Origin of the sequence: Litorivivens sp., assembly GCF_041625495.1 — a bacterium.
Lineage (GTDB): Bacteria > Pseudomonadota > Gammaproteobacteria > Pseudomonadales > Spongiibacteraceae > Litorivivens.
The window spans coordinates 1-18,192 of sequence record NZ_JBFJTH010000075.1 but is presented as its reverse complement, the minus strand read 5'-3'; the positions used below and the strand labels follow the sequence as shown (position 1 = coordinate 18,192).

The following is an 18,192-nucleotide window of genomic DNA, read 5'->3' as shown; positions in this document are numbered from 1 at the left end:
GTTTGTTGCTCTCGTTGGAGCAATTCATTTGATGGGTCCATTCTAGGGAGCGCGCGGGCAGCGCAATATTCGGGGATACTGAAGGTGGAGTAAGGGGTTTCTCGTAGGCGAATTGCGCAATCCCGCTATAGTGTGAAGTAGTGAACAGAGAACAGGTTGTCGTCATCCAGCCAGCAGGCCTCGGGCTGAAAGCCAGCGCTGGCGGCAAGTTCGGTGAATTCTTCCACGGTATACTTGAAGCTGTTCTCGGTATGTACGCTGTCGCCGGGACTAAACAGAAAGGCGTCGCCGTTGATCTTGACCTGTTGTTCGCGCTGGCTTACCAGATGCATTTCGATAGCACCCTGCGTTGGGTTCCAATAGGCACGGTGCTGCCAGTGCTCCAGGCAAAAGTTAGCGCCTACTTCGCGATTCAAGCGTTGCAGCAGGTTAAGGTTGAATTGTGCGGTAATGCCGCGACTGTCGTTATAGGCTGCTTCCACACGCTGTCGATCCTTTTTCAGGTCGACACCCACCAGCAGGCCTCCGGGTTCCTGTCCTTGTTGAGCAAGCGCCGCAAAGCGGCGCAGTAAGCCCAGTGCCTCTGCAGGCGCAAAGTTGCCAATAGTGGATCCCGGGAAAAACACCACCGTACGTCGGAAGTTGTGGGTCGGTCTGGGTAGTGACAATGCGCTGCTATAGTCTGCACACACGGGCTGGATATCGACCGCCGGGTAGCTCTCGCTCAGGGCGTTGGCCGCGCGCTGTAGTTGTTCGCGTGATATATCGATGGCGGTGTAGGCCGCGGGCGAGCTGAGGGCGTCCAGCAGCAGGCGAATTTTCAGCCCTTCGCCACTACCGTACTCGACAATACGTGCCTGCGGGCCAATATGCTGGGCCATATCCGGCAGATAGCGCCTGAGGATGCTTATTTCGGTGCGGGTGGGGTAGTACTCAGGCAGTTCGCAGATCTGTTCAAACAGCCTGGCTCCTACCGCGTCATAGAAATACTTGCAGGGCAGATGGCGCGGTGTTGCCTTGAGGCCGGCCAAGGCCTCTTCGAGCAGTGTGCGAGTATCGGGTTTCAGGTCAATCAGTGGTGCGGTCACGGGCCAGCCTTAGTCCGGCAAATTGCCAGCGTTGCTGTGGATAGAAGAAGTTTCGGTAGGTGGTGCGCTCATGGCCTGGTGGCGTAATGCAAGCGCTGCCACGCAACACCATCTGGGATGACATGAACTTGCCGTTGTATTCGCCCAGGCTGCCGGGCAGAGGTTTGAAGCCGGGGTAGGCTTGGTAGGGCGAGCTCGTCCACTGCCATAACTGGCCGAAAAAACCATCGCCGCCGGGGTGCAGCAGGTGTTGGTGCGACCCGGGCCTAGCGGCAACCTCCCACTCTGCCTCGCTCGGCAGGCGGGCGCCCGCCCATTCAGCGAAGGCGGCGGCCTCGTAGTAGCTTATATGAGAGACCGGCCGGTCTGGGTTGAGTGTCTGTAGGCCATGCAGTGTGAACTCGAGGATTTCGTCGTCATACACCCAATAGAGAGGTGCAGCGATATCGTTCTGCTGACACCAGTCCCAGCCCTCCGACAACCACAGGCGCGGGGTGTGATAGCCACCGTCTTCGATAAAGTCCAGCCAGTCGCCGTTGGTAACCAGAGCGTCGGCCAGCGCAAAGGGTTCAAGCCAGACCTTGTGACGGGGTTGCTCATTATCAAACGAAAAGTCGGCGCCGTGATGGCCAATTTCTACAAGCCCGCCGGGATGCTCTAACCACTTCCCAGTCTGGCCTGTAGCGAAAGCTGCGGGCATTGGTGTTTTACTGTAGGCGGGAAACAGCGGGTTGCAGAAAAACACGTGTTTGATGTCCATCAACAGCAATTCCTGGTGCTGCTGCTCGTGATTCAGTCCCAGTGTAATGAGGGTGTCAATGGTGTCTGGCGGGTCGCTCTGCTCCAGCCACTGGATCAAACGCTCATCAATGGCGTGGCGGTAGGCGAGTATCTCGTCCAGTGTGGGTCGCGACAGCAGGCCACGCGCGGGTCGTGCATGGCGGTCACCCTTGGAGATATAGTAACTGTTGAAAAGGTAGGCGTACTGGGGGTGAAAAGGCTGGTAGCCCTCACAGTATTCTGCGAGGATAAATTGCTCAAAAAACCAGGTGGTGTGCGCTAGATGCCACTTGCTCGGGCTGACATCCGGCATCGACTGAATACAGGTGTCTTCGGCGCTCAGGGTGGCGCAGAGCTGCTCACTGAATTGTCTCACCGTGCGGTAAGACTGAAGGCGTTGCGGCTGTGCGCTGATAGCGGTTTCTGCCATGGGCATAAACGGGCCTTGCTCTGTTGGTTGAGTTTACGCTGCTTTATCAATGACCGATCACCACACCATAAACCGATAGTGTGTAAGAAGGGTTAACCTGCCTTTATGATGAAAATATATCAAGTCGACGCCTTCGTCAGTGACCAGTATCGCGGCAATACTGCCGGAGTTTGCCTGCTGAAAGAGTCCTTGCAGGCCAGTCAGATGCAAGCAATCGCCACTGAAATGGGGTTTGCTGAAACAGCCTTTGTGGTGCCTGAAGGCGACAAGCGCTGGAATATTCGCTGGTTTACCCCGGCCGTTGAGGTCGATCTGTGTGGCCATGCCACGTTGACCGCTGGCTGGGTGCTGGCCGAGATTGCTGGCGAGGAAGGCGAATTGACCTTTTCCAGTCGCAGCGGTGATCTGTCGGTGACGGCGGAGGGCGATTACCTGACCTTGAACTTTCCGGCGCAGCGGGTCGAGCCGGTGACATTGCCCCCTGAAATTCTTGAGGCGATTGGCCTCGACGGTGAGATTCAGGGGTTTCGCGCCTGTGTAAACGCCGGCAATTGGATAGCACAGGTGTCGACCGAAGGAGAGGTCCTAGCAATAGATCCGGATATGGAGCTGCTACGCAAGGTTCCTGAGGGCGGGCTGATTGTTACCGCGCCGGGTGAACGCTGTGATTTTGTGTCGCGTTTCTTTGCGCCGAACTACGGTATTGACGAAGATGACGTGACCGGTAGCGCCCATTGTTCGCTGGCGCCCTACTGGGCGAAAAAACTGGGTAAGCAGGTCCTGCTCGCCCATCAGTTGTCTGACCGGGGAGGCGAGATTCACTGTACCGTGCAGGGCGAACGGGTGTTGCTGAAAGGGCAGGCCCGCTTGCGCACAGTAAGGCAGCTTAGTGGATCGTTTTTCACCAATGAATTTGTAGAGGGTGAGGGGCGGGCGTCCTAGGCCTGCTCGCGTGCGCTGCGCACTAGCGCAGCTTGCGCTTGGTGCCCGTTTGCCGCGATCCATCTATCGCGGTTGAAACACCCTGAAAACCCTTGCCATCGAAGGATGCCCCTCGGGCCCAATTATTGTACAATGCGCGCCTTTTCCAGCCGGGTTCAGCCACTATTGAGGGCAGCACCCCTATCACTTCTGTGGGAGACCGTGAATGTTTTCAAAAGACATGGCCATCGCCGGTTATGACGACGAGATTTGGACTGCTATCCAGGAAGAGGAAACTCGCCAGGAAGAGCACATCGAACTGATTGCCTCTGAAAACTACACCAGCCCGCGCGTGATTCAGGCGCAGGGCACGGTGCTGACCAATAAATACGCGGAAGGCTACCCCAAAAAACGCTATTACGGCGGATGTGAATACGTCGACAAAGCCGAAGAACTGGCCATTGAGCGTGCCAAGGCCCTGTTCGGCGCCGACTACGCCAACGTTCAGCCGCACTCCGGTTCTCAGGCCAATTCGGCGGTTTATCAGGCCCTGCTATTGCCCGGTGAGACTGTGCTCGGTATGAGCCTGGATGCTGGTGGCCACCTGACTCACGGTGCTAAGCCCAATTTCTCCGGCAAGATATACAACGCAGTGCAGTACGGTTTGAACCCTGAAACGGGTCTGATCGACTACGATCAGGTGGAAGCACTGGCACTTGAACACAAGCCGAAAATGATTGTGGCGGGCTTCTCTGCCTACAGCGGCATCGTTGATTGGGGCCGTTTCCGCGAGATTGCCGACAAAGTGGGCGCTTACCTTATGGTTGATATGGCCCATGTGGCCGGACTGGTTGCCGCGGGCGTTTACCCCAACCCGGTGCCGTTTGCCGATGTGGTAACCACCACAACGCACAAAACCCTGCGCGGCCCACGTGGCGGCCTGATACTGGCCAAGGCCAATGAAGCGCTGGAAAAGAAATTCAATTCAGCTGTTTTCCCCGGTGGTCAGGGCGGCCCCTTGATGCACGTGATTGCAGCTAAAGCGGTCAGCTTCAAAGAAGCGATGGAGCCCGAGTTCAAAACCTACCAGGCGCAAGTGGTGAAGAACGCGCAGGCGATGGCAGCTACTTTTATAGAGCGCGGTATCAATATAGTTTCGGGCGGTACTGAAAACCACCTGATGCTGGTTGATCTGATTGGCAAACCCTATACCGGCAAAGACGCCGATGCGGCGCTGGGTGATGCCAATATCACCGTGAACAAGAACGCCGTGCCTAATGATCCGCGTTCACCCTTCATTACCAGTGGGTTGCGTGTTGGTACACCGGCAGTGACCACCCGCGGCTTTAAAGAAGCCGAGTGCAAAGAGCTGGCCGGCTGGATGTGCGACGTGCTGGAAAGCCTGGAAAATGGTAACGCCGAGCAAGTTATTGCCGAAGTTAAGGGCAAGGTGCTGGAAATCTGCAAGAAATTTCCGGTTTACAAATGAGTCGGCCGTCAGGCGTCTCACGCCTGACCGGTTCTTCGTAGCGGCGCCAGAGTAGATAAGCTCTCTTCTGGCCCGCGATTGACTCAAACAGAGGCTCCACCCATGCGCTGTCCCTTCTGCACCCACGACGATACCAAAGTCATTGATTCGCGCCTGGTCGCTGAGGGTGGGCAGGTGCGTCGCCGTCGCGAATGTCTGTCCTGCGCCGAGCGCTTTACCACCTACGAATCCGCTGAGCTGTTAATGCCCAAGGTGATCAAGAGTAACGATCGCCGGGAGCCCTTCGACGAAGACAAATTGCGCGCCGGTATTTTGCGGGCACTGGAAAAACGCGCTGTCAGCGTGGAAAAAATTGAAGCGACGCTTACCGATATCAAGCGGGTATTGCAGTCTAAGGGTGAGCGCGAGATTCCATCACTGTTGATCGGTGAGCTGGTCATGGATCATTTGCAGAAGATTGATCACGTTGCCTATGTGCGATTTGCGTCGGTTTATCGCAGCTTCCAGGATCTTGATGAATTCCGGGCGGAGATCGACAGGCTGTCGGCCAACCCGATTCCGTCAACACCGGAGACGAAAGGTCAGTAATGTCTGCCGCCACTGATGCGCGCTGGATGGCGCGCGCCATCCAGCTCGCCGGGCGCGGTCACTATACGACCAGCCCCAACCCCAAGGTGGGTTGTGTACTGGTGCGTGACGATACGCTATTGGCGCAGGGCTGGCATATCAAGGCCGGCCAGGGGCATGCAGAGGTCAATGCGCTGGCCCAGTGTGCGGAAGCTGCAGGCGCCACCGCCTACGTTAGCCTGGAGCCTTGCTCCCACCACGGCAAGACCCCCCCCTGCGCAGAAGCCCTGATTGCAGCTGGAGTAGCGCGAGTGGTTGTGGCAATGCAAGATCCCAACCCGGAAGTTTCCGGGCGTGGTATTGCTCGTTTGCGTGAGGCCGGTATAGACGTGGTAGTCGGGATTGCGCAGGCCGAAGCCGAGGCCCTCAATCCCGGCTTTATTAAGCGGATGAAAACGGGTTTGCCGCGATTGCGCGCCAAGCTGGCGATGAGTCTGGATGGTCGTACCGCGATGGCGTCCGGGGAAAGCCAATGGATTACTGGAAGCGATGCGCGTCGCGACGTGCAGCGCCTGCGCGCGGCGAGCTGCGCGATTGTCAGTGGTGTAGAAACCCTGTTGCATGATGACGCCGCGTTGACCGTTCGCCCAGAGCAGGCGGGTTTGCCCGCCGAGCAGTGTCGCCAGCCGCTGCGCGTTATTCTTGATTCGCACCTGCGCACTCCGGTGGCTGGCAAGCTCTTTCAAGGTGGTGGCCCGATCCTGATTATCGGCGCCGAAAACGCGCCTGAGTCGCGCAATAAACTTGAGGCCGCCGGCGCTGAAGTGTTGCTGATGGCGGGTGCTGATGGTCGCGTAGATTTGACGGCAGTGGCTAAAGAACTGGGCCGGCGCCAGTGTAACGAGGTGCTGGTGGAAAGCGGTGCGACGCTGGCTGGTGCATTTTTGCAGGCAGACCTGTTGGATGCCTTGACCGTGTATATGGCGCCAACGCTGCTTGGCAGCATGGCTCGCCCCCTGTTTGAGTTGCCGCTGAATGACATGAACTCCCAGCGTCGCCTCCATATAGACAGTGTGCGCGCAGTGGGTAGCGACTGGCGCTTCGACGCGACTTTGCATACGGTGGCGCACTGATGTTTACCGGTATTATTGAAGCCGTAGGCGAAATCGTCACCATAGCAGACACGGGTGGCGACAAGCGTCTGACCATTGATGCGGGTGCACTTGATATGTCCGCGGTTAAGCTCGGTGACAGTATCGCAACCAATGGGGTCTGCCTGACGGTAACGAGCCTGAATGGCAGCCGCTTTACCGCAGACGTGTCGCGTGAAACCCTGTCCTTGGCGACTTTGGGCGCACTCAAGCCTGGCGCCTCGGTCAATCTGGAGCGGGCCATGCCAGCCAACGGCCGGTTTGACGGTCACATTGTCAGTGGCCATATTGACGGCACAGGGCAGATTTCGAGTCGGTCTGAGGATGCCCGCTCTGTCCGTCTGTCGGTGGCGGTACCCGCGGCGCTGCGCAAATACACGGCGCACAAGGGCTCAATCTGTATAGATGGCGTGAGCCTGACCATCAACGCCTTGAGTGCAGATGGCGTAGAATTGAACATTGTGCCGCATACGGCGGCGCAGACCATTATCACCCACTACCAGGTGGGGACAGTGGTCAATCTTGAAGTCGATGTGATTGCCCGTTATCTGGAGCGGTTACTGACGGGTGAAGCACACACGGAACCCTCGCGATTGAGCGAGGCTTTTTTGGCAGAACATGGATTTACCGGGCGCAAACGCTAGCGTTCGGCAGCAACGGGAAAGGTTATGAATCTGAACACGGTGGAAGAACTCATTCAGGATATTCGCCTCGGTAAGATGGTGATACTGATGGATGATGAAGATCGCGAAAACGAGGGCGATATTGTGATGGCCGCTGAGTGTGTGCGGCCACAGGATATCAACTTTATGGCGATGCACGCGCGCGGCCTGATTTGCATGCCCATGACCCGTGATCGCTGCGAGCGCCTCGGGTTGCCACTGATGGTGGATCGCAATGCGTCTGGTTTTGGCACCAAGTTCACCTTATCTATCGAGGCAAAAGATGGTGTTACCACCGGTATTTCAGCGGCGGATCGCGCGCATACCGTGCGAGTTGCGGCTGCGAAAAATGCCACGGCGGCGGATATCGTCCAGCCCGGCCATATCTTCCCGCTGATGGCGGAAAGTGGCGGCGTACTTACCCGCGCTGGCCATACCGAGGCGGCCTGCGATCTGGCGCGCTTGGCGGGTTTTCAGGCCTCTGGCGTTATCTGCGAGATCATGAATGACGACGGCACTATGGCGCGACGGCCCGACCTGGAAAAATTCGCGGAAAAGCACGACATCAAGATTGGTACGATCGCCGACCTGATCCATTATCGGGTGGTCAATGAACAAACCATTGAAAAGCTGGCTGTAGAATCGATAAACACAGATTTTGGCGAATTCCAGCTGCACAGCTACCGCGATAATGTGAACGATGATGTGCACTTTGCCGTGGTAAAAGGCGAGATTGATCACAATACTCCCGCACTGGTGCGGGTGCACTTGGGCTCATCCATTCGCGATCTGCTGCATATCCAGCTGCCGGGTGAAAACAGTGGTTGGAATATGAATCGCTGTCTCAAGAAAATTGCAGAAGAGGGCGGCGCGGTCGTACTGTTGGCAAACAGTGAATCGTCAGATGATCTGATTAGCAGTCTGGATATTGCCCGTGGCAATCGCCCGGCGCCGATGGGTGATAGTGCCCAGCATCAGAACACTTATATGAATGTGGGGCTTGGCTCTCAGATTCTGCGTGACCTGGGCGTCGGCAAAATCCGCCTGATGGGCGCGCCGATCAAGTATAATGCGATCTCAGGTTTCGATCTGGATATCGCGGAATTTGTAAGCGCCGACGGTGAAATCACCCCGGCCGAGCACTGAGTAAGAAGGGACAGGAATCGATTATGAGCACAAACAAACCTATCGAAGGCACCTTTGCCAATTGTGAAGGCAAGTATGCCATCGTGGTCGGCCGCTGGAATGCTTTTGTGGTCGAGAGCCTTCTGGAAGGTGCAAAAGACTGCCTGATTCGCCACGGTATTGCCGAAGGCGATGTCACCGTGGTGCGAGCTCCCGGTGCGTTTGAAATTCCGCTGGTTTGCCAAAAAGTGGCAGAAACCAAAAAGTACGACGCGATTATCGCTCTTGGTGCGGTGATCCGTGGTGGCACCCCGCACTTTGAATATGTGGCGGGCGAGTGCACCAAAGGTTTGGCGCAGGTTTCCATGCAGTATGGCCTGCCAGTTTCCTTCGGTGTGTTGACCGTCGACACCATCGAACAGGCGATTGAGCGCGCCGGTACCAAAGCGGGCAACAAGGGTGAAGAAGCCGCCCTGTCTGCGTTGGAAATGGTCAGTCTGCTCAAGAATATTGGCTGAGGTTTCTGTGTCGCAACCCCCGGAAAGTAACTTACCCGCGCTGCGCCGCAAAGCGCGGCACTACGTATTGCAGGCCCTTTACCAGTGGGAAATGGCCAAGCAGCCGCTGCATGAAATTCAGGCCCAGTTTCTGACCGACTACGATATGAAACATGTCGATACAGAATTTTTTGGTGAGCTGTTACATGAAATTCCCGCCAATTTGAATGAACTTCAGGCGGAGTTTGAGCCGTTGCTCGACCGCAAGCTGAGTGATCTGGATCCAGTTGAGCTTAATCTGTTGAGGATGGGGGCGTATGAGCTCAAGCACCGTATCGATGTGCCCTATAAAGTAGTGATCAACGAGTGCGTCAATCTTGCCAAGCGTTTTGGCGCTACCGATGGCCACCGTTACATCAACTCCGTACTGGACAAGGTGGCCGCCCACACTCGCAAGATAGAAGTGGCTGCCGCGCAGAAATAAATGGCGCTCTGCGAATTTGAACTGATTCAGCGTTACTTTACTTCCTTTCAACAGGGCTCGGCGGTGGTTACCGGTATCGGTGACGACTGCGCAGAGCTGAGCCTTTCCCCCGGACACACCCTGTGCACCTCCATCGACACGATGGTGGAGGGGGTGCACTTTCCGAAAAAGGTCGATGTGAGTGGTCTTGGCTGGCGCGTGCTGGCGGCTGCGGTGAGTGACCTGGGCGCCTGTGGTGCCAAACCACTTGGTTTCTGTCTGGCGTTGACCCTGCCTGAAGCGAACGAAGCGTGGCTAGCTGATTTTGCCCGTGGGCTTGCCGACGCCTCAAATGCGTTCGGGATTCCACTGGTTGGTGGCGATACCACCAAAGGCCCCTTGTGCCTATCAGTGCAGGTATTTGGTGAGACCCCTGCCGGCAAAGCCCTGCTGCGTAGCGCTGCTAATAGCGGTGACGATATCTGGGTGACCGGTACGCTGGGCGACGCACGCGCTGCACTGGATTGTCTGGAAAAGAATAGTGTTAGTGTGCATGAGCAGCATTTTCTGACCCAGTACTATCGCGCCGAGCCACCCCTGAAGTTTGCGGCTGAGCTGATCGGTATCGCCCGTGCCGCGATCGATATATCTGATGGTCTCGCGGCAGATCTTGGGCATATACTTCATGCCAGTAAGTTGGGCGCGGAAGTTGATTTGTCTCGGCTGCCTGTCTCAGGCGCGCTGGCGCAAAGTTATCCGCGTGAGCAGGTGCACCACTATGCACTGACCGGTGGGGACGATTACCAGTTATGTTTCACGGCAGATTCAAACGCCCGAAGCGCCCTGAGAAAGCTTGCGGCGCAGTTCGATATTCGCCTTACCCCGATTGGGGGTATAACGGGTGGGCGGGAGCTGGTTTTACAGTGCGATGGCAAAGCCGTCGATCTGGACGTCTATAAAAACAAGGGATATCAGCACTTTCAATGAATACCTACGCGCTTTGCCGCAACCCCATTCATCTGGCCAGCTTTGGCTTTGGCTCCGGCCTTGCGCCCAAGGCGCCCGGCACGTTCGGTACATTGCTGGCAGTGCCATTGTGGCTGGGATTGAACCAGCTGGAGTTACCATGGTATCTGGCCATGTTGGCGGCGACCTTCGCCTTCGGTGTGTTCTGTTGCGGCTATACCGCCAAGGCCATGGGGGTGCACGACCACGGCAGTATTGTCTGGGACGAGTTTGTGGGCTTCTGGATAGCCATGATTGCGGTGCCTGCTGAACCGCTGTGGATTGTCGCAGGTTTTGCCCTGTTTCGGCTGTTCGACATCGCCAAGCCCTGGCCGATCAAATGGCTGGATAAGAAAGTGCATGGCGGTTTTGGGATCATGATCGACGATGTGCTGGCGGGCGTATTTGCGGCGGTGGTGTTGCAGTTACTGATTTACTCCCTCGCCTGAACGTATGCCGTGGTAGCACGCTGTTAGCCTGTGTTTCAGTGGGTTCGCAGCCAGTCCCGAAGCGCGTCGTTCATTCTGGATTGCCAGCCGGCCCCGTCTTTCTGGAAGGCCTCAATGATATCTCTGTCGAAACGGATCGTTGTGGACACTTTATTGCTGCCCGCCGGGCGTCCGGGGCCGCGTCTTGAAGCCGCTGTGCCGCGTTGAGCATTAGCGAACATTTCTTCAGTCCATTCAGGGTTTTCGGCGTCTGTTTTTTCAGGGTCGGGTCGTTTGCTCATAACGGCGTACCTCTCTTTTATTTGCCTTACGCAAACTGATAATTCGGATGACGTCGCTGCGCAGGGTGTAAACCAGTGCGTGCAGGCGCTTGTCAATATAGCCCAGCGCAAAGTAGCGGGTTTCGCCGTCGCGATAATCTTCAACTTCGAGGGCGCCATCAAAATCAAAGCCGGCAGCCAGATCGAAACTTATACCGCGCAGTTCCACATTGCGCTGACTCTTCCTTGAGTCAAATTCTATCTCCATAGCGTAATTATTGTAGTAACAAAAAATGACATAATGCAAGCAGTCATCGCAGGTCCTGATTTTATGTGAGCGCGCACTGCGGGCACATTGAAGTTCCTGAGCTTCGGCGCCAAACTGAGGTCGTTGTTAAAGGAGGGTCTTCGAGTTGTCAGACAGTCAATGTGCGCCAGGCATCAACCCGCAAGACCGCGTTATTCTCTTTGACGGTGTCTGTAAGCTTTGCACTGCCTGGTCACGTTTCCTGATTCGCTACGATAAGCACGACAAATTTCGGCTGGCGACAGTGCAGTCGCCGCAGGGGCAGGCAATACTGAGGTGGTATGGTCTGCCCGCCGATCATTTTGAGACGCTGTTGCTGGTGGAAGGCGGCAGGCTCTATTGTAAGTCGGCAGCCATTATCCGCGTGCTGCACCAGCTACCTCTTCCCTGGCCGTTGTTTGCCTTGAGCTGGATGGTGCCGCGCCCCCTGCGAGATTGGCTCTACGACCGTATTGCCCGTAATCGCTATCGGCTGTTTGGTCGCTATGAACACTGTCCTTTGCCCGACACAAAGCACCAGGGAAAATTTCTCGATAACAACTAACGCATCATGGGGCCGCGCGCTCCCGGTTACTGCCTGAGTCAACAGTATTGTCCACTTGCCTGTTGCTACCTCGCCCGTTTCAGCGCTACACTGCCTGCTCTTGTCGGGGTGCCGGTTTCTCACAATAGAAGCTGGCTGAGAATCACCCGCTGAACCTGACCTGGATAATGCCGGCGTAGGGAACAAGAACTCTTCCGCCACTGCGGCTGCCCTTCGTTCCTCGCCCTCACTCCAGGCTCCACTGCCAGCGCGCGAGGGTACCATGTCATCATCTTCTGAATACCAGTTTCTGCGAGAGACCGCTCAGGTCGACCACGATTCCGTTCAACCATTTCCGGCGTCCAGTAAAATTTACGTTGAGGGCAGCCGCGGTGTTCGCGTGCCAATGCGTGAAATCAAATTGACGCCGACCCCGGTTGCCGGGGCTGATGGTGAAACCCGTCTGGAGCCAAACCCACCGGTACGGGTTTACGATACCTCAGGCCCCTACACCGACCCGGATGCCGAGATCGATATCCGTAAAGGGCTGGCACCGGTTCGTGAGCAATGGATTATTGATCGAGATGATACCGAGGTGCTCAGCGGCGACAGCTCTGAATACAGCCAGAAGCGTGCCGCCGACCTAACCTTGGAAAAACTGCGGTTTGATCTGAAGCGCAAACCGCGCCGTGCCAAGGCAGGTAAAAATGTGTCGCAAATGCATTACGCCAAGCAGGGCATTGTGACACCTGAGATGGAATATATTGCCATTCGCGAGAACATGGCGCTGGCGCAGGCAAAAGAGCAGGGTGTGCTGGAACAACAACACCGGGGTAATTCCTTTGGCGCCAGTATTCCCGACGAAATCACCCCGGAATTTGTGCGTGATGAAATCGCGCGCGGACGGGCCATTATCCCCGCCAATATCAATCACCCGGAACTGGAGCCAATGATTATTGGCCGTAACTTTCTGGTAAAGATCAATGGCAATATTGGAAACTCGGCGCTGGGCTCAAGCATCGAAGAAGAAGTGGCAAAGCTGACCTGGGGTATTCGCTGGGGCGCCGACACCATGATGGATTTGTCCACCGGTAAAAACATTCACGAAACCCGCGAGTGGATTATCCGCAACTCGCCGGTGCCGGTGGGCACTGTGCCAATCTATCAGGCATTGGAAAAAGTGGATGGTGTGGCAGAAGACCTGACCTGGGAAATCTTCCGTGACACGCTGATTGAGCAGGCAGAGCAGGGCGTGGATTACTTCACGATTCACGCTGGTGTACTACTGCGCTACGTGCCGATGACCGCCAAGCGGGTGACCGGTATTGTTTCGCGCGGGGGCTCGATTATGGCCAAATGGTGTCTTGCGCATCACAAGGAAAATTTCCTCTACACCCACTTTGAAGATATCTGCGAAATCATGAAGGCCTATGACGTGTCCTTCTCGCTGGGCGATGGCCTGCGTCCGGGTTCGATTGCTGACGCCAACGATGAGGCGCAATTCGGTGAGCTGGAAACTCTGGGTGAGCTGACAGAAATTGCCTGGAAACACGATGTGCAGGTGATGATTGAAGGTCCCGGCCATGTGCCCATGCACATGATCGAAGCCAATATGAAGAAACAGCTCGAACACTGTAAAGAAGCACCCTTCTACACGCTTGGGCCTTTGACGACTGATATTGCCCCGGGCTACGACCATATTACCTCTGGTATCGGTGCAGCTCAGATTGGTTGGTACGGCTGTGCCATGCTGTGCTATGTGACACCGAAGGAGCACCTTGGGCTGCCCAATAAAGATGACGTTAAAGAAGGCATCATTACCTACAAGATCGCTGCCCATGCCGCAGATCTGGCGAAGGGTCATCCCGGCGCGCAACTGCGCGACGATGCCTTGAGTAAAGCGCGGTTTGAATTTCGTTGGGAAGACCAGTTCAACCTCGGTCTTGATCCGGATACGGCGCGTGCTTACCACGACGAGACCCTGCCCAAAGAGTCCGCCAAAGTGGCGCATTTCTGCTCCATGTGTGGTCCCAAATTCTGTTCGATGAAGATTACTCAGGAGGTCCGCGATTATGCGGCCCAGCAAGAGCTGGACGCGGAAATGGCGAAAAAATCCGAAGAGTTTAAATCGCAGGGCAGTGAGATTTATCGGAAGGTGTAATCTGGTGCATCGTGGGTCAGTGAACGGCGAAGTGCGGGACGTGAAATACAGCGATCAACTGCAGCGCGATCGTTATGTGCCAGCATTGCCCGCCGGTTACGGAGTTGCGTCATGAATATCGCCATTGCCGGCGTCGGCCTGATGGGGCGCCTGATCGCCTGGCAGCTACAGCGCCGGGGGCATCAGCTTACCCTGTTTGATGCCGGCGATGAGCAGGGCACGCTGAGTGCGGCCTATGTTGCGGCCGCCATGTTGGCGCCCTACAGCGAAGCGGTAACCAGCGGCGCGGAGATGTTTGCGCTCGGGAAGAACGCAATAGGGCAGTGGCGCGAACTATTGCGGCAGTTGGCTGAAACCGGCGCCCATACCATAGACCTGAAAGACAGTGGCTCTGTGGTGGTTGCGCACGAACTGGACCGCGCCAGTCTTCAGCATTTTTCCCAGAAGCTCAGGGCGGTGGTGGGCGACGATTCCAGCGTAAAGGCGTTGGATCGATCGGGCATTACCGAGCTTGAACCCGAGCTGCCGCAATCGTTTCGACAAGGCCTCTGGCTGGCGGGTGAAGGCTGCCTTGATAACCGTGCATTGCTGAGTGCGCTGCGCGATACCTTGGTGGCAGGTGGAGCCCAATGGCGCAGTCATGTGGCGGTGCAGAGTGTCGAGCCCGGTGTGTTGCACACCGCTGCCAGAGCTGAGTCATTTGACTGGGTTGTTGATTGTCGTGGTTTGGGGGCCAAAGCAGATTGGCCGGATGTGCGTGGCGTGCGCGGTGAAATACTCTGGGTGAAAGCGCCTGAAGTGCGATTAAGTAGACCTGTTAGGTTGATGCATCCGCGCTATCACCTGTATATAACGCCCAAGCCTGGTGATATTTACGTGGTCGGTGCGACAGAAATTGAGAGCGAATCTCAGGCGCCGGTGACGGTTCGTTCAGAACTGGAATTGCTATCTGCCCTTTACAGTGTGCACTCGGGTTTTGCCGAAGCGCATATCGTGCACAGCTTTGCGCGCTGCCGACCGGCACTGCCAGATAATCTTCCGCTGGTGCGGGTGATAGATGGCTTGTTACAAGTAAATGGTTTGTATCGACATGGGTATTTGCTGGCGCCTGTCGTATTGGCCTCAGCGTTGCGGGCATTTGAGGGTGATTGCAGTGCGCCTTTTGTGTCGCAGATGGCGCAGAATACTTTCGCGTGCAAGACAGGCTCCGGCCGTTAGCTCAGCGTGGGAGCTTGTCCTTCACACGAAAAGGATGGACGTAGATGATAGAAGTCAGTGTTAACAGTGAGCCCAGACAGATAGAGCAGAATAAAACGCTCGACGTCCTGCTTGGCGAGTGGGGTTTTGAATGCCAGCGCGTCGCCGTAGCAATCAATGAGGATTTTGTACCCCGCTCAACGTATGCTCAGGTGTCATTGAAGTTCGGTGACCGGGTGGATGTGGTAGCGCCAGTACAAGGCGGTTAGACCAGCATTTGCTGGTGGATGAAAACAGATCAGGTATCAGCATGACAGACCAGTGGACGCTCTACGGACAACGCTTCAGCAATCGCCTGTTAATTGGCAGTGCGCTTTACCCCTCACCGCAGGTGATGGGCGATGCTATTGATGCTTCGGGTGCGGAGATCATCACCGTGTCCCTGCGTCGTCAGTCGCCGGAAGAAGCGGGTGGGCAGTCGCTGTGGACGCACATCCAAAAGCTCAATAAAGCCCTGTTGCCTAATACGGCCGGCTGCCACTCGGTTAAAGAAGCGATTACCTTGGCGCAGATGAGTCGCGAAATGTTCGAAACCGATTGGATCAAGCTGGAGGTGGTGGGCGATGACTACAATCTTCAGCCCGATCCGATCGGTACCGTTGAGGCGGCAGAAAAGCTGATCAATCTGGGTTTTAAAGTCTTTCCTTATTGCACAGATGATCTGGTGATCTGCCAGCGACTGCGCGACGTAGGTTGTGAAGTGCTGATGCCTTGGGGTTCGCCCATAGGTACCGGACGCGGTTTGATGAATCCCTACAATCTGCAAACGATTCGCGAGCGCCTGCCCGATATGCCGTTAATCGTGGATGCCGGCATTGGCAAACCGTCCCATGCGGTGATGGCGCTGGAATTGGGGTACGATGGGATATTGCTGAATACGGCAGTGGCGCAGGCAAGTGATCCCGTGCTGATGGCGCGAGCGTTTCGCGATGCGATTGCCGCCGGACGTCAGGGCTATCTTGCCGGTGCCATGCCGGAGCGCCAGACTGCTAGCCCCAGCACTCCGACGTTGGGCATGCCTTTCTGGCATCAGCAATAATCAGGCTCCCTCTTTCTGTCAGGCCAAGGACATTGCATGAGCAAAAAAAAAGGTCCCCGCAGTTTTGGAAATGTCGCTTTTCCCTCCGCCGCTGAAGACGCGACCTATGCCAAGGAAATAGAAGAAACCCCGCAAACAAAAGCCTCCGCCTACCGCCTTGCCTTTGCTGATGACGAGTTTCTGCTCCGAAACGAGTTACGGCCAGTGCGTCTGCAGCTGGAACTGTTAAAGCCAGAAATGACCATGCAGGAATGGGAGATAGACGCAACAATTGTGATGTTTGGCAGTGCGCGCATCCCTGATCCGGCCACCGCAGAGCTGCAGGTCAATGAAGCCCAGGCAGCGTTAAAGGCCGACCCTGACAATGCGTCCAAGCAGAAGCTTCTGGTCGTGGCAGAAAATCGCCAAGCCCTCAGTGGTTACTATGATGAAGCGCGTCGTCTTGCCGCGATCATTGGTGAACAGTACTCCGGCACGCCGGGCATGCCCAAGGTGCACGTGATGACCGGCGGAGGCCCCGGCATCATGGAGGCAGCGAATCGCGGCGCCGATGATGTGGGTGCTGAAAGTATCGGTCTCAATATTGTATTGCCGCACGAACAACGGCCTAACGCTTGGATAACGCCGGAGCTAAGTTTCCGCTTTCACTACTTTGCGCTGCGCAAGATGCACTTTCTGATGCGGGCAAAAGCGCTGGTGGTCTTTCCCGGTGGTTTTGGTACGCTGGATGAGTTTTTTGAAACGCTTACCCTGCTGCAAACCCAAAAGGTAAAAAGTCTGCCGATTCTCGTGTTTGGCCGTGAATTTTGGGAAAAGGTGCTGAATTTCGAGGTGCTGGTTGAGCACGGCATGATCAGTGAAGAAGATCTCGAGCTGTTCACGTATGTGGAAAGCGCTGATCAGGCTTGGGCGGTCATTCGCCAGCAGTGTGAAAGCTGAGTTTCTCTGACTCAATGTATTTCTCACGCGTTGTATTGTTGAGGTTAGTAAATGGCAACACACAGTAAACCCATTGCCTGGAGCATTGCCGGTTCGGATTCAGGTGGCGGCGCTGGGATTCAGGCAGATCTTGCCACCTTTCAAGATTTTGCCGTACATGGCTGCACGGTCATTACCGCGATCACCGCGCAGAACAGCTTTGCGGTGGGCTATGTGGCGGTGACACCGCGGCGAGCATTGGCAGCGCAGATCAATGCGCTGGATAGCGATCTTCCGGCGAGCGCCATCAAAGTGGGCATGCTGGCCAACGAGGAAGTGGTGGAGATGGTTGCCAAGTACCTGAAGTCCTATGAGGGCTTTGTGGTATGCGATCCGGTGACCCGAGCCAGCAGTGGCGATTCGCTGATTACCGGCGACGCGGCTAATGCCCTACTGGATCAATTATTGCCACGCGTAGACTTGCTAACACCCAATCGCAATGAAGCCGAAGCCATTCTCGGCAGGCAGCTGCGTGGTCTGGAAGATGTGGAGCGAGCCGGCAGCGAGATTGTCAAACTGGGTGCGCGGTCGGTGCTGATTACGGGCGGCCATTTTTCGGCACTTAACGGGGAACGTCTGGACTACTGGACCGACGGTGAGGACGGTTTCTGGCTGCATGGCCGGGATGTGCAGACTGTGAATAGCCATGGTTCTGGTTGTACTTTGTCATCGGCGATCACGGCGGCAGTTGCACGCGGCTATGATCTGAAAGATGCGCTGGTTTTGGGTAAGGCCTATGTCACTCAGGGCCTGCGCTTGTCGACCCAGCTCGGCGGCGGTCCGGGCGCCGTGGCCCATATGGGCTGGCCGACTCACTGGTGGGATTTGCCCACCGTCAGTCACACCTTGCGACAAACCCCCAATAAGCCCTTTCCAGACTGCGGTGGTGCGTTGGGCCTGTACCCGGTAGTGGATTCGGCGGATTGGGTTGAGCGTCTGCTGCCGCTGGGGATTACCACCATCCAGTTGCGGGTCAAAGACAAGACTGGCGATGCCCTGCGCGCTGAAATTGAGCGGGCGGTGGCAATCAGCGAGCGCTT

21 protein-coding genes and 1 riboswitch are annotated in these 18,192 nt (G+C 56.2%); of the genes, 17 read left to right on the top strand and 4 right to left on the bottom strand.

Translation table 11 applies throughout. The features are described 5' to 3' along the window. Nucleotides 1–125: 125 nt before the first annotated feature. Nucleotides 126–1,088, bottom strand: coding sequence for an L-histidine N(alpha)-methyltransferase (gene egtD / locus ABYP39_RS10395; RefSeq protein WP_372758445.1), 963 nt, complete (start codon nt 1,086–1,088; stop codon nt 126–128). Next, on the bottom strand, nt 1,069–2,304 hold the full coding sequence (gene egtB / locus ABYP39_RS10390; protein ID WP_372782432.1) for an ergothioneine biosynthesis protein EgtB: 1,236 nt from the start codon (nt 2,302–2,304) through the stop codon (nt 1,069–1,071). The genes egtD and egtB overlap by 20 nt, the downstream gene beginning before the upstream one ends. Nucleotides 2,305–2,403: 99 nt before the next feature. On the opposite strand from egtB, the gene ABYP39_RS10385 reads away from it, so the two are divergent. The 10 genes from ABYP39_RS10385 (at nt 2,404) to ABYP39_RS10340 (ending at nt 10,627) form a co-directional block, all read left to right on the top strand. After that, nucleotides 2,404–3,240, top strand: coding sequence for a PhzF family phenazine biosynthesis protein (locus ABYP39_RS10385; RefSeq protein ID WP_372748501.1), 837 nt, complete (start codon nt 2,404–2,406; stop codon nt 3,238–3,240). A 205-nt stretch (nt 3,241–3,445) separates the two neighbouring features. Then, nucleotides 3,446–4,708: a serine hydroxymethyltransferase gene (gene glyA / locus ABYP39_RS10380; protein ID WP_372748502.1), complete on the top strand. Its 1,263-nt coding sequence runs from the start codon at nt 3,446–3,448 to the stop codon at nt 4,706–4,708. 102 nt (nt 4,709–4,810) lie between these two features. Continuing rightward, nucleotides 4,811–5,296 (top strand): transcriptional regulator NrdR, encoded by a 486-nt coding sequence (gene nrdR, locus ABYP39_RS10375; RefSeq protein WP_372748503.1) that lies wholly within the window; start codon nt 4,811–4,813, stop codon nt 5,294–5,296. Then, the gene (gene ribD / locus ABYP39_RS10370; protein WP_372748504.1) at nt 5,296–6,408 is read left to right on the top strand and encodes a bifunctional diaminohydroxyphosphoribosylaminopyrimidine deaminase/5-amino-6-(5-phosphoribosylamino)uracil reductase RibD; all 1,113 of its coding nucleotides are present in this window, start codon (nt 5,296–5,298) and stop codon (nt 6,406–6,408) included. The genes nrdR and ribD overlap by 1 nt, the downstream gene beginning before the upstream one ends. Next, entirely contained in the window at nt 6,408–7,070 is a 663-nt protein-coding gene (locus ABYP39_RS10365; RefSeq protein ID WP_372748505.1) for a riboflavin synthase, read from the top strand. The genes ribD and ABYP39_RS10365 overlap by 1 nt, the downstream gene beginning before the upstream one ends. Nucleotides 7,071–7,094: 24 nt before the next feature. Next, nucleotides 7,095–8,234, top strand: a complete 1,140-nt coding sequence (ribBA, locus tag ABYP39_RS10360; RefSeq protein WP_372748506.1) for a bifunctional 3,4-dihydroxy-2-butanone-4-phosphate synthase/GTP cyclohydrolase II — start codon at nt 7,095–7,097, stop codon at nt 8,232–8,234. Nucleotides 8,235–8,257: 23 nt separating this feature from the next. Continuing rightward, complete coding sequence (gene ribE / locus ABYP39_RS10355; RefSeq protein ID WP_372748507.1) at nt 8,258–8,731, top strand: 6,7-dimethyl-8-ribityllumazine synthase; 474 nt, start codon at nt 8,258–8,260, stop codon at nt 8,729–8,731. A 7-nt stretch (nt 8,732–8,738) separates the two neighbouring features. Further along, nucleotides 8,739–9,194, top strand: coding sequence for a transcription antitermination factor NusB (gene nusB / locus ABYP39_RS10350; RefSeq protein WP_372782430.1), 456 nt, complete (start codon nt 8,739–8,741; stop codon nt 9,192–9,194). Beyond that, complete coding sequence (gene thiL / locus ABYP39_RS10345; RefSeq protein ID WP_372782428.1) at nt 9,195–10,160, top strand: thiamine-phosphate kinase; 966 nt, start codon at nt 9,195–9,197, stop codon at nt 10,158–10,160. Next, nucleotides 10,157–10,627 carry a phosphatidylglycerophosphatase A gene (locus ABYP39_RS10340; protein ID WP_372782426.1) on the top strand — a complete coding sequence of 157 codons (471 nt, stop codon included), beginning with the start codon at nt 10,157–10,159 and terminating at the stop codon, nt 10,625–10,627. The genes thiL and ABYP39_RS10340 overlap by 4 nt, the downstream gene beginning before the upstream one ends. Nucleotides 10,628–10,662: 35 nt before the next feature. Here ABYP39_RS10340 and ABYP39_RS10335 read toward each other — a convergent pair whose 3' ends face one another. Further along, entirely contained in the window at nt 10,663–10,908 is a 246-nt protein-coding gene (locus ABYP39_RS10335) for a BrnA antitoxin family protein (protein WP_372782424.1), read from the bottom strand. Further along, nucleotides 10,886–11,155, bottom strand: coding sequence for a BrnT family toxin (locus tag ABYP39_RS10330; RefSeq protein WP_372782422.1), 270 nt, complete (start codon nt 11,153–11,155; stop codon nt 10,886–10,888). The genes ABYP39_RS10335 and ABYP39_RS10330 overlap by 23 nt, the downstream gene beginning before the upstream one ends. A 145-nt stretch (nt 11,156–11,300) precedes the next feature. Between ABYP39_RS10330 and ABYP39_RS10325 the strand changes: the two genes are divergently transcribed. From ABYP39_RS10325 to thiD, 7 genes are all read left to right on the top strand, one after another. Then, on the top strand, nt 11,301–11,738 hold the full coding sequence (locus tag ABYP39_RS10325; protein ID WP_372782420.1) for a thiol-disulfide oxidoreductase DCC family protein: 438 nt from the start codon (nt 11,301–11,303) through the stop codon (nt 11,736–11,738). A 94-nt stretch (nt 11,739–11,832) separates the two neighbouring features. Continuing rightward, nucleotides 11,833–11,937: riboswitch (TPP riboswitch) on the top strand. A 63-nt stretch (nt 11,938–12,000) separates the two neighbouring features. Next, complete coding sequence (thiC, locus tag ABYP39_RS10320; protein ID WP_372782418.1) at nt 12,001–13,878, top strand: phosphomethylpyrimidine synthase ThiC; 1,878 nt, start codon at nt 12,001–12,003, stop codon at nt 13,876–13,878. A 111-nt stretch (nt 13,879–13,989) separates the two neighbouring features. Continuing rightward, nucleotides 13,990–15,096, top strand: coding sequence for an FAD-dependent oxidoreductase (locus ABYP39_RS10315; RefSeq protein ID WP_372782416.1), 1,107 nt, complete (start codon nt 13,990–13,992; stop codon nt 15,094–15,096). Nucleotides 15,097–15,140: 44 nt separating this feature from the next. Beyond that, nucleotides 15,141–15,344: a sulfur carrier protein ThiS gene (gene thiS / locus ABYP39_RS10310; protein ID WP_372782414.1), complete on the top strand. Its 204-nt coding sequence runs from the start codon at nt 15,141–15,143 to the stop codon at nt 15,342–15,344. A gap of 41 nt (nt 15,345–15,385) precedes the next feature. After that, nucleotides 15,386–16,174 (top strand): thiazole synthase, encoded by a 789-nt coding sequence (locus ABYP39_RS10305; RefSeq protein ID WP_372782412.1) that lies wholly within the window; start codon nt 15,386–15,388, stop codon nt 16,172–16,174. Nucleotides 16,175–16,210: 36 nt separating this feature from the next. Further along, nucleotides 16,211–17,113 (top strand): LOG family protein, encoded by a 903-nt coding sequence (locus ABYP39_RS10300; RefSeq protein ID WP_372782410.1) that lies wholly within the window; start codon nt 16,211–16,213, stop codon nt 17,111–17,113. Between the two features lie 51 nt (nt 17,114–17,164). Next, on the top strand, nt 17,165–18,192 hold a 1,028-nt coding region (gene thiD, locus ABYP39_RS10295), incomplete at its 3' end, for a bifunctional hydroxymethylpyrimidine kinase/phosphomethylpyrimidine kinase (RefSeq protein WP_372782408.1).

Coding starts and splice junctions, on each gene's coding strand:
- ABYP39_RS10335 (WP_372782424.1), bottom strand. CDS start 10,908: ATGAGCAAACGACCCGACCCTGAAAAAACAGACGCCGAAAACCCTGAA.
- ABYP39_RS10300 (WP_372782410.1), top strand. CDS start 16,211: ATGAGCAAAAAAAAAGGTCCCCGCAGTTTTGGAAATGTCGCTTTTCCC.
- nrdR (WP_372748503.1), top strand. CDS start 4,811: ATGCGCTGTCCCTTCTGCACCCACGACGATACCAAAGTCATTGATTCG.
- ribE (WP_372748507.1), top strand. CDS start 8,258: ATGAGCACAAACAAACCTATCGAAGGCACCTTTGCCAATTGTGAAGGC.
- ribBA (WP_372748506.1), top strand. CDS start 7,095: ATGAATCTGAACACGGTGGAAGAACTCATTCAGGATATTCGCCTCGGT.
- glyA (WP_372748502.1), top strand. CDS start 3,446: ATGTTTTCAAAAGACATGGCCATCGCCGGTTATGACGACGAGATTTGG.
- ABYP39_RS10305 (WP_372782412.1), top strand. CDS start 15,386: ATGACAGACCAGTGGACGCTCTACGGACAACGCTTCAGCAATCGCCTG.
- ribD (WP_372748504.1), top strand. CDS start 5,296: ATGTCTGCCGCCACTGATGCGCGCTGGATGGCGCGCGCCATCCAGCTC.
- thiL (WP_372782428.1), top strand. CDS start 9,195: ATGGCGCTCTGCGAATTTGAACTGATTCAGCGTTACTTTACTTCCTTT.
- ABYP39_RS10330 (WP_372782422.1), bottom strand. CDS start 11,155: ATGGAGATAGAATTTGACTCAAGGAAGAGTCAGCGCAATGTGGAACTG.
- ABYP39_RS10340 (WP_372782426.1), top strand. CDS start 10,157: ATGAATACCTACGCGCTTTGCCGCAACCCCATTCATCTGGCCAGCTTT.
- ABYP39_RS10365 (WP_372748505.1), top strand. CDS start 6,408: ATGTTTACCGGTATTATTGAAGCCGTAGGCGAAATCGTCACCATAGCA.
- thiS (WP_372782414.1), top strand. CDS start 15,141: ATGATAGAAGTCAGTGTTAACAGTGAGCCCAGACAGATAGAGCAGAAT.
- egtB (WP_372782432.1), bottom strand. CDS start 2,304: ATGCCCATGGCAGAAACCGCTATCAGCGCACAGCCGCAACGCCTTCAG.
- thiC (WP_372782418.1), top strand. CDS start 12,001: ATGTCATCATCTTCTGAATACCAGTTTCTGCGAGAGACCGCTCAGGTC.
- ABYP39_RS10315 (WP_372782416.1), top strand. CDS start 13,990: ATGAATATCGCCATTGCCGGCGTCGGCCTGATGGGGCGCCTGATCGCC.
- ABYP39_RS10385 (WP_372748501.1), top strand. CDS start 2,404: ATGATGAAAATATATCAAGTCGACGCCTTCGTCAGTGACCAGTATCGC.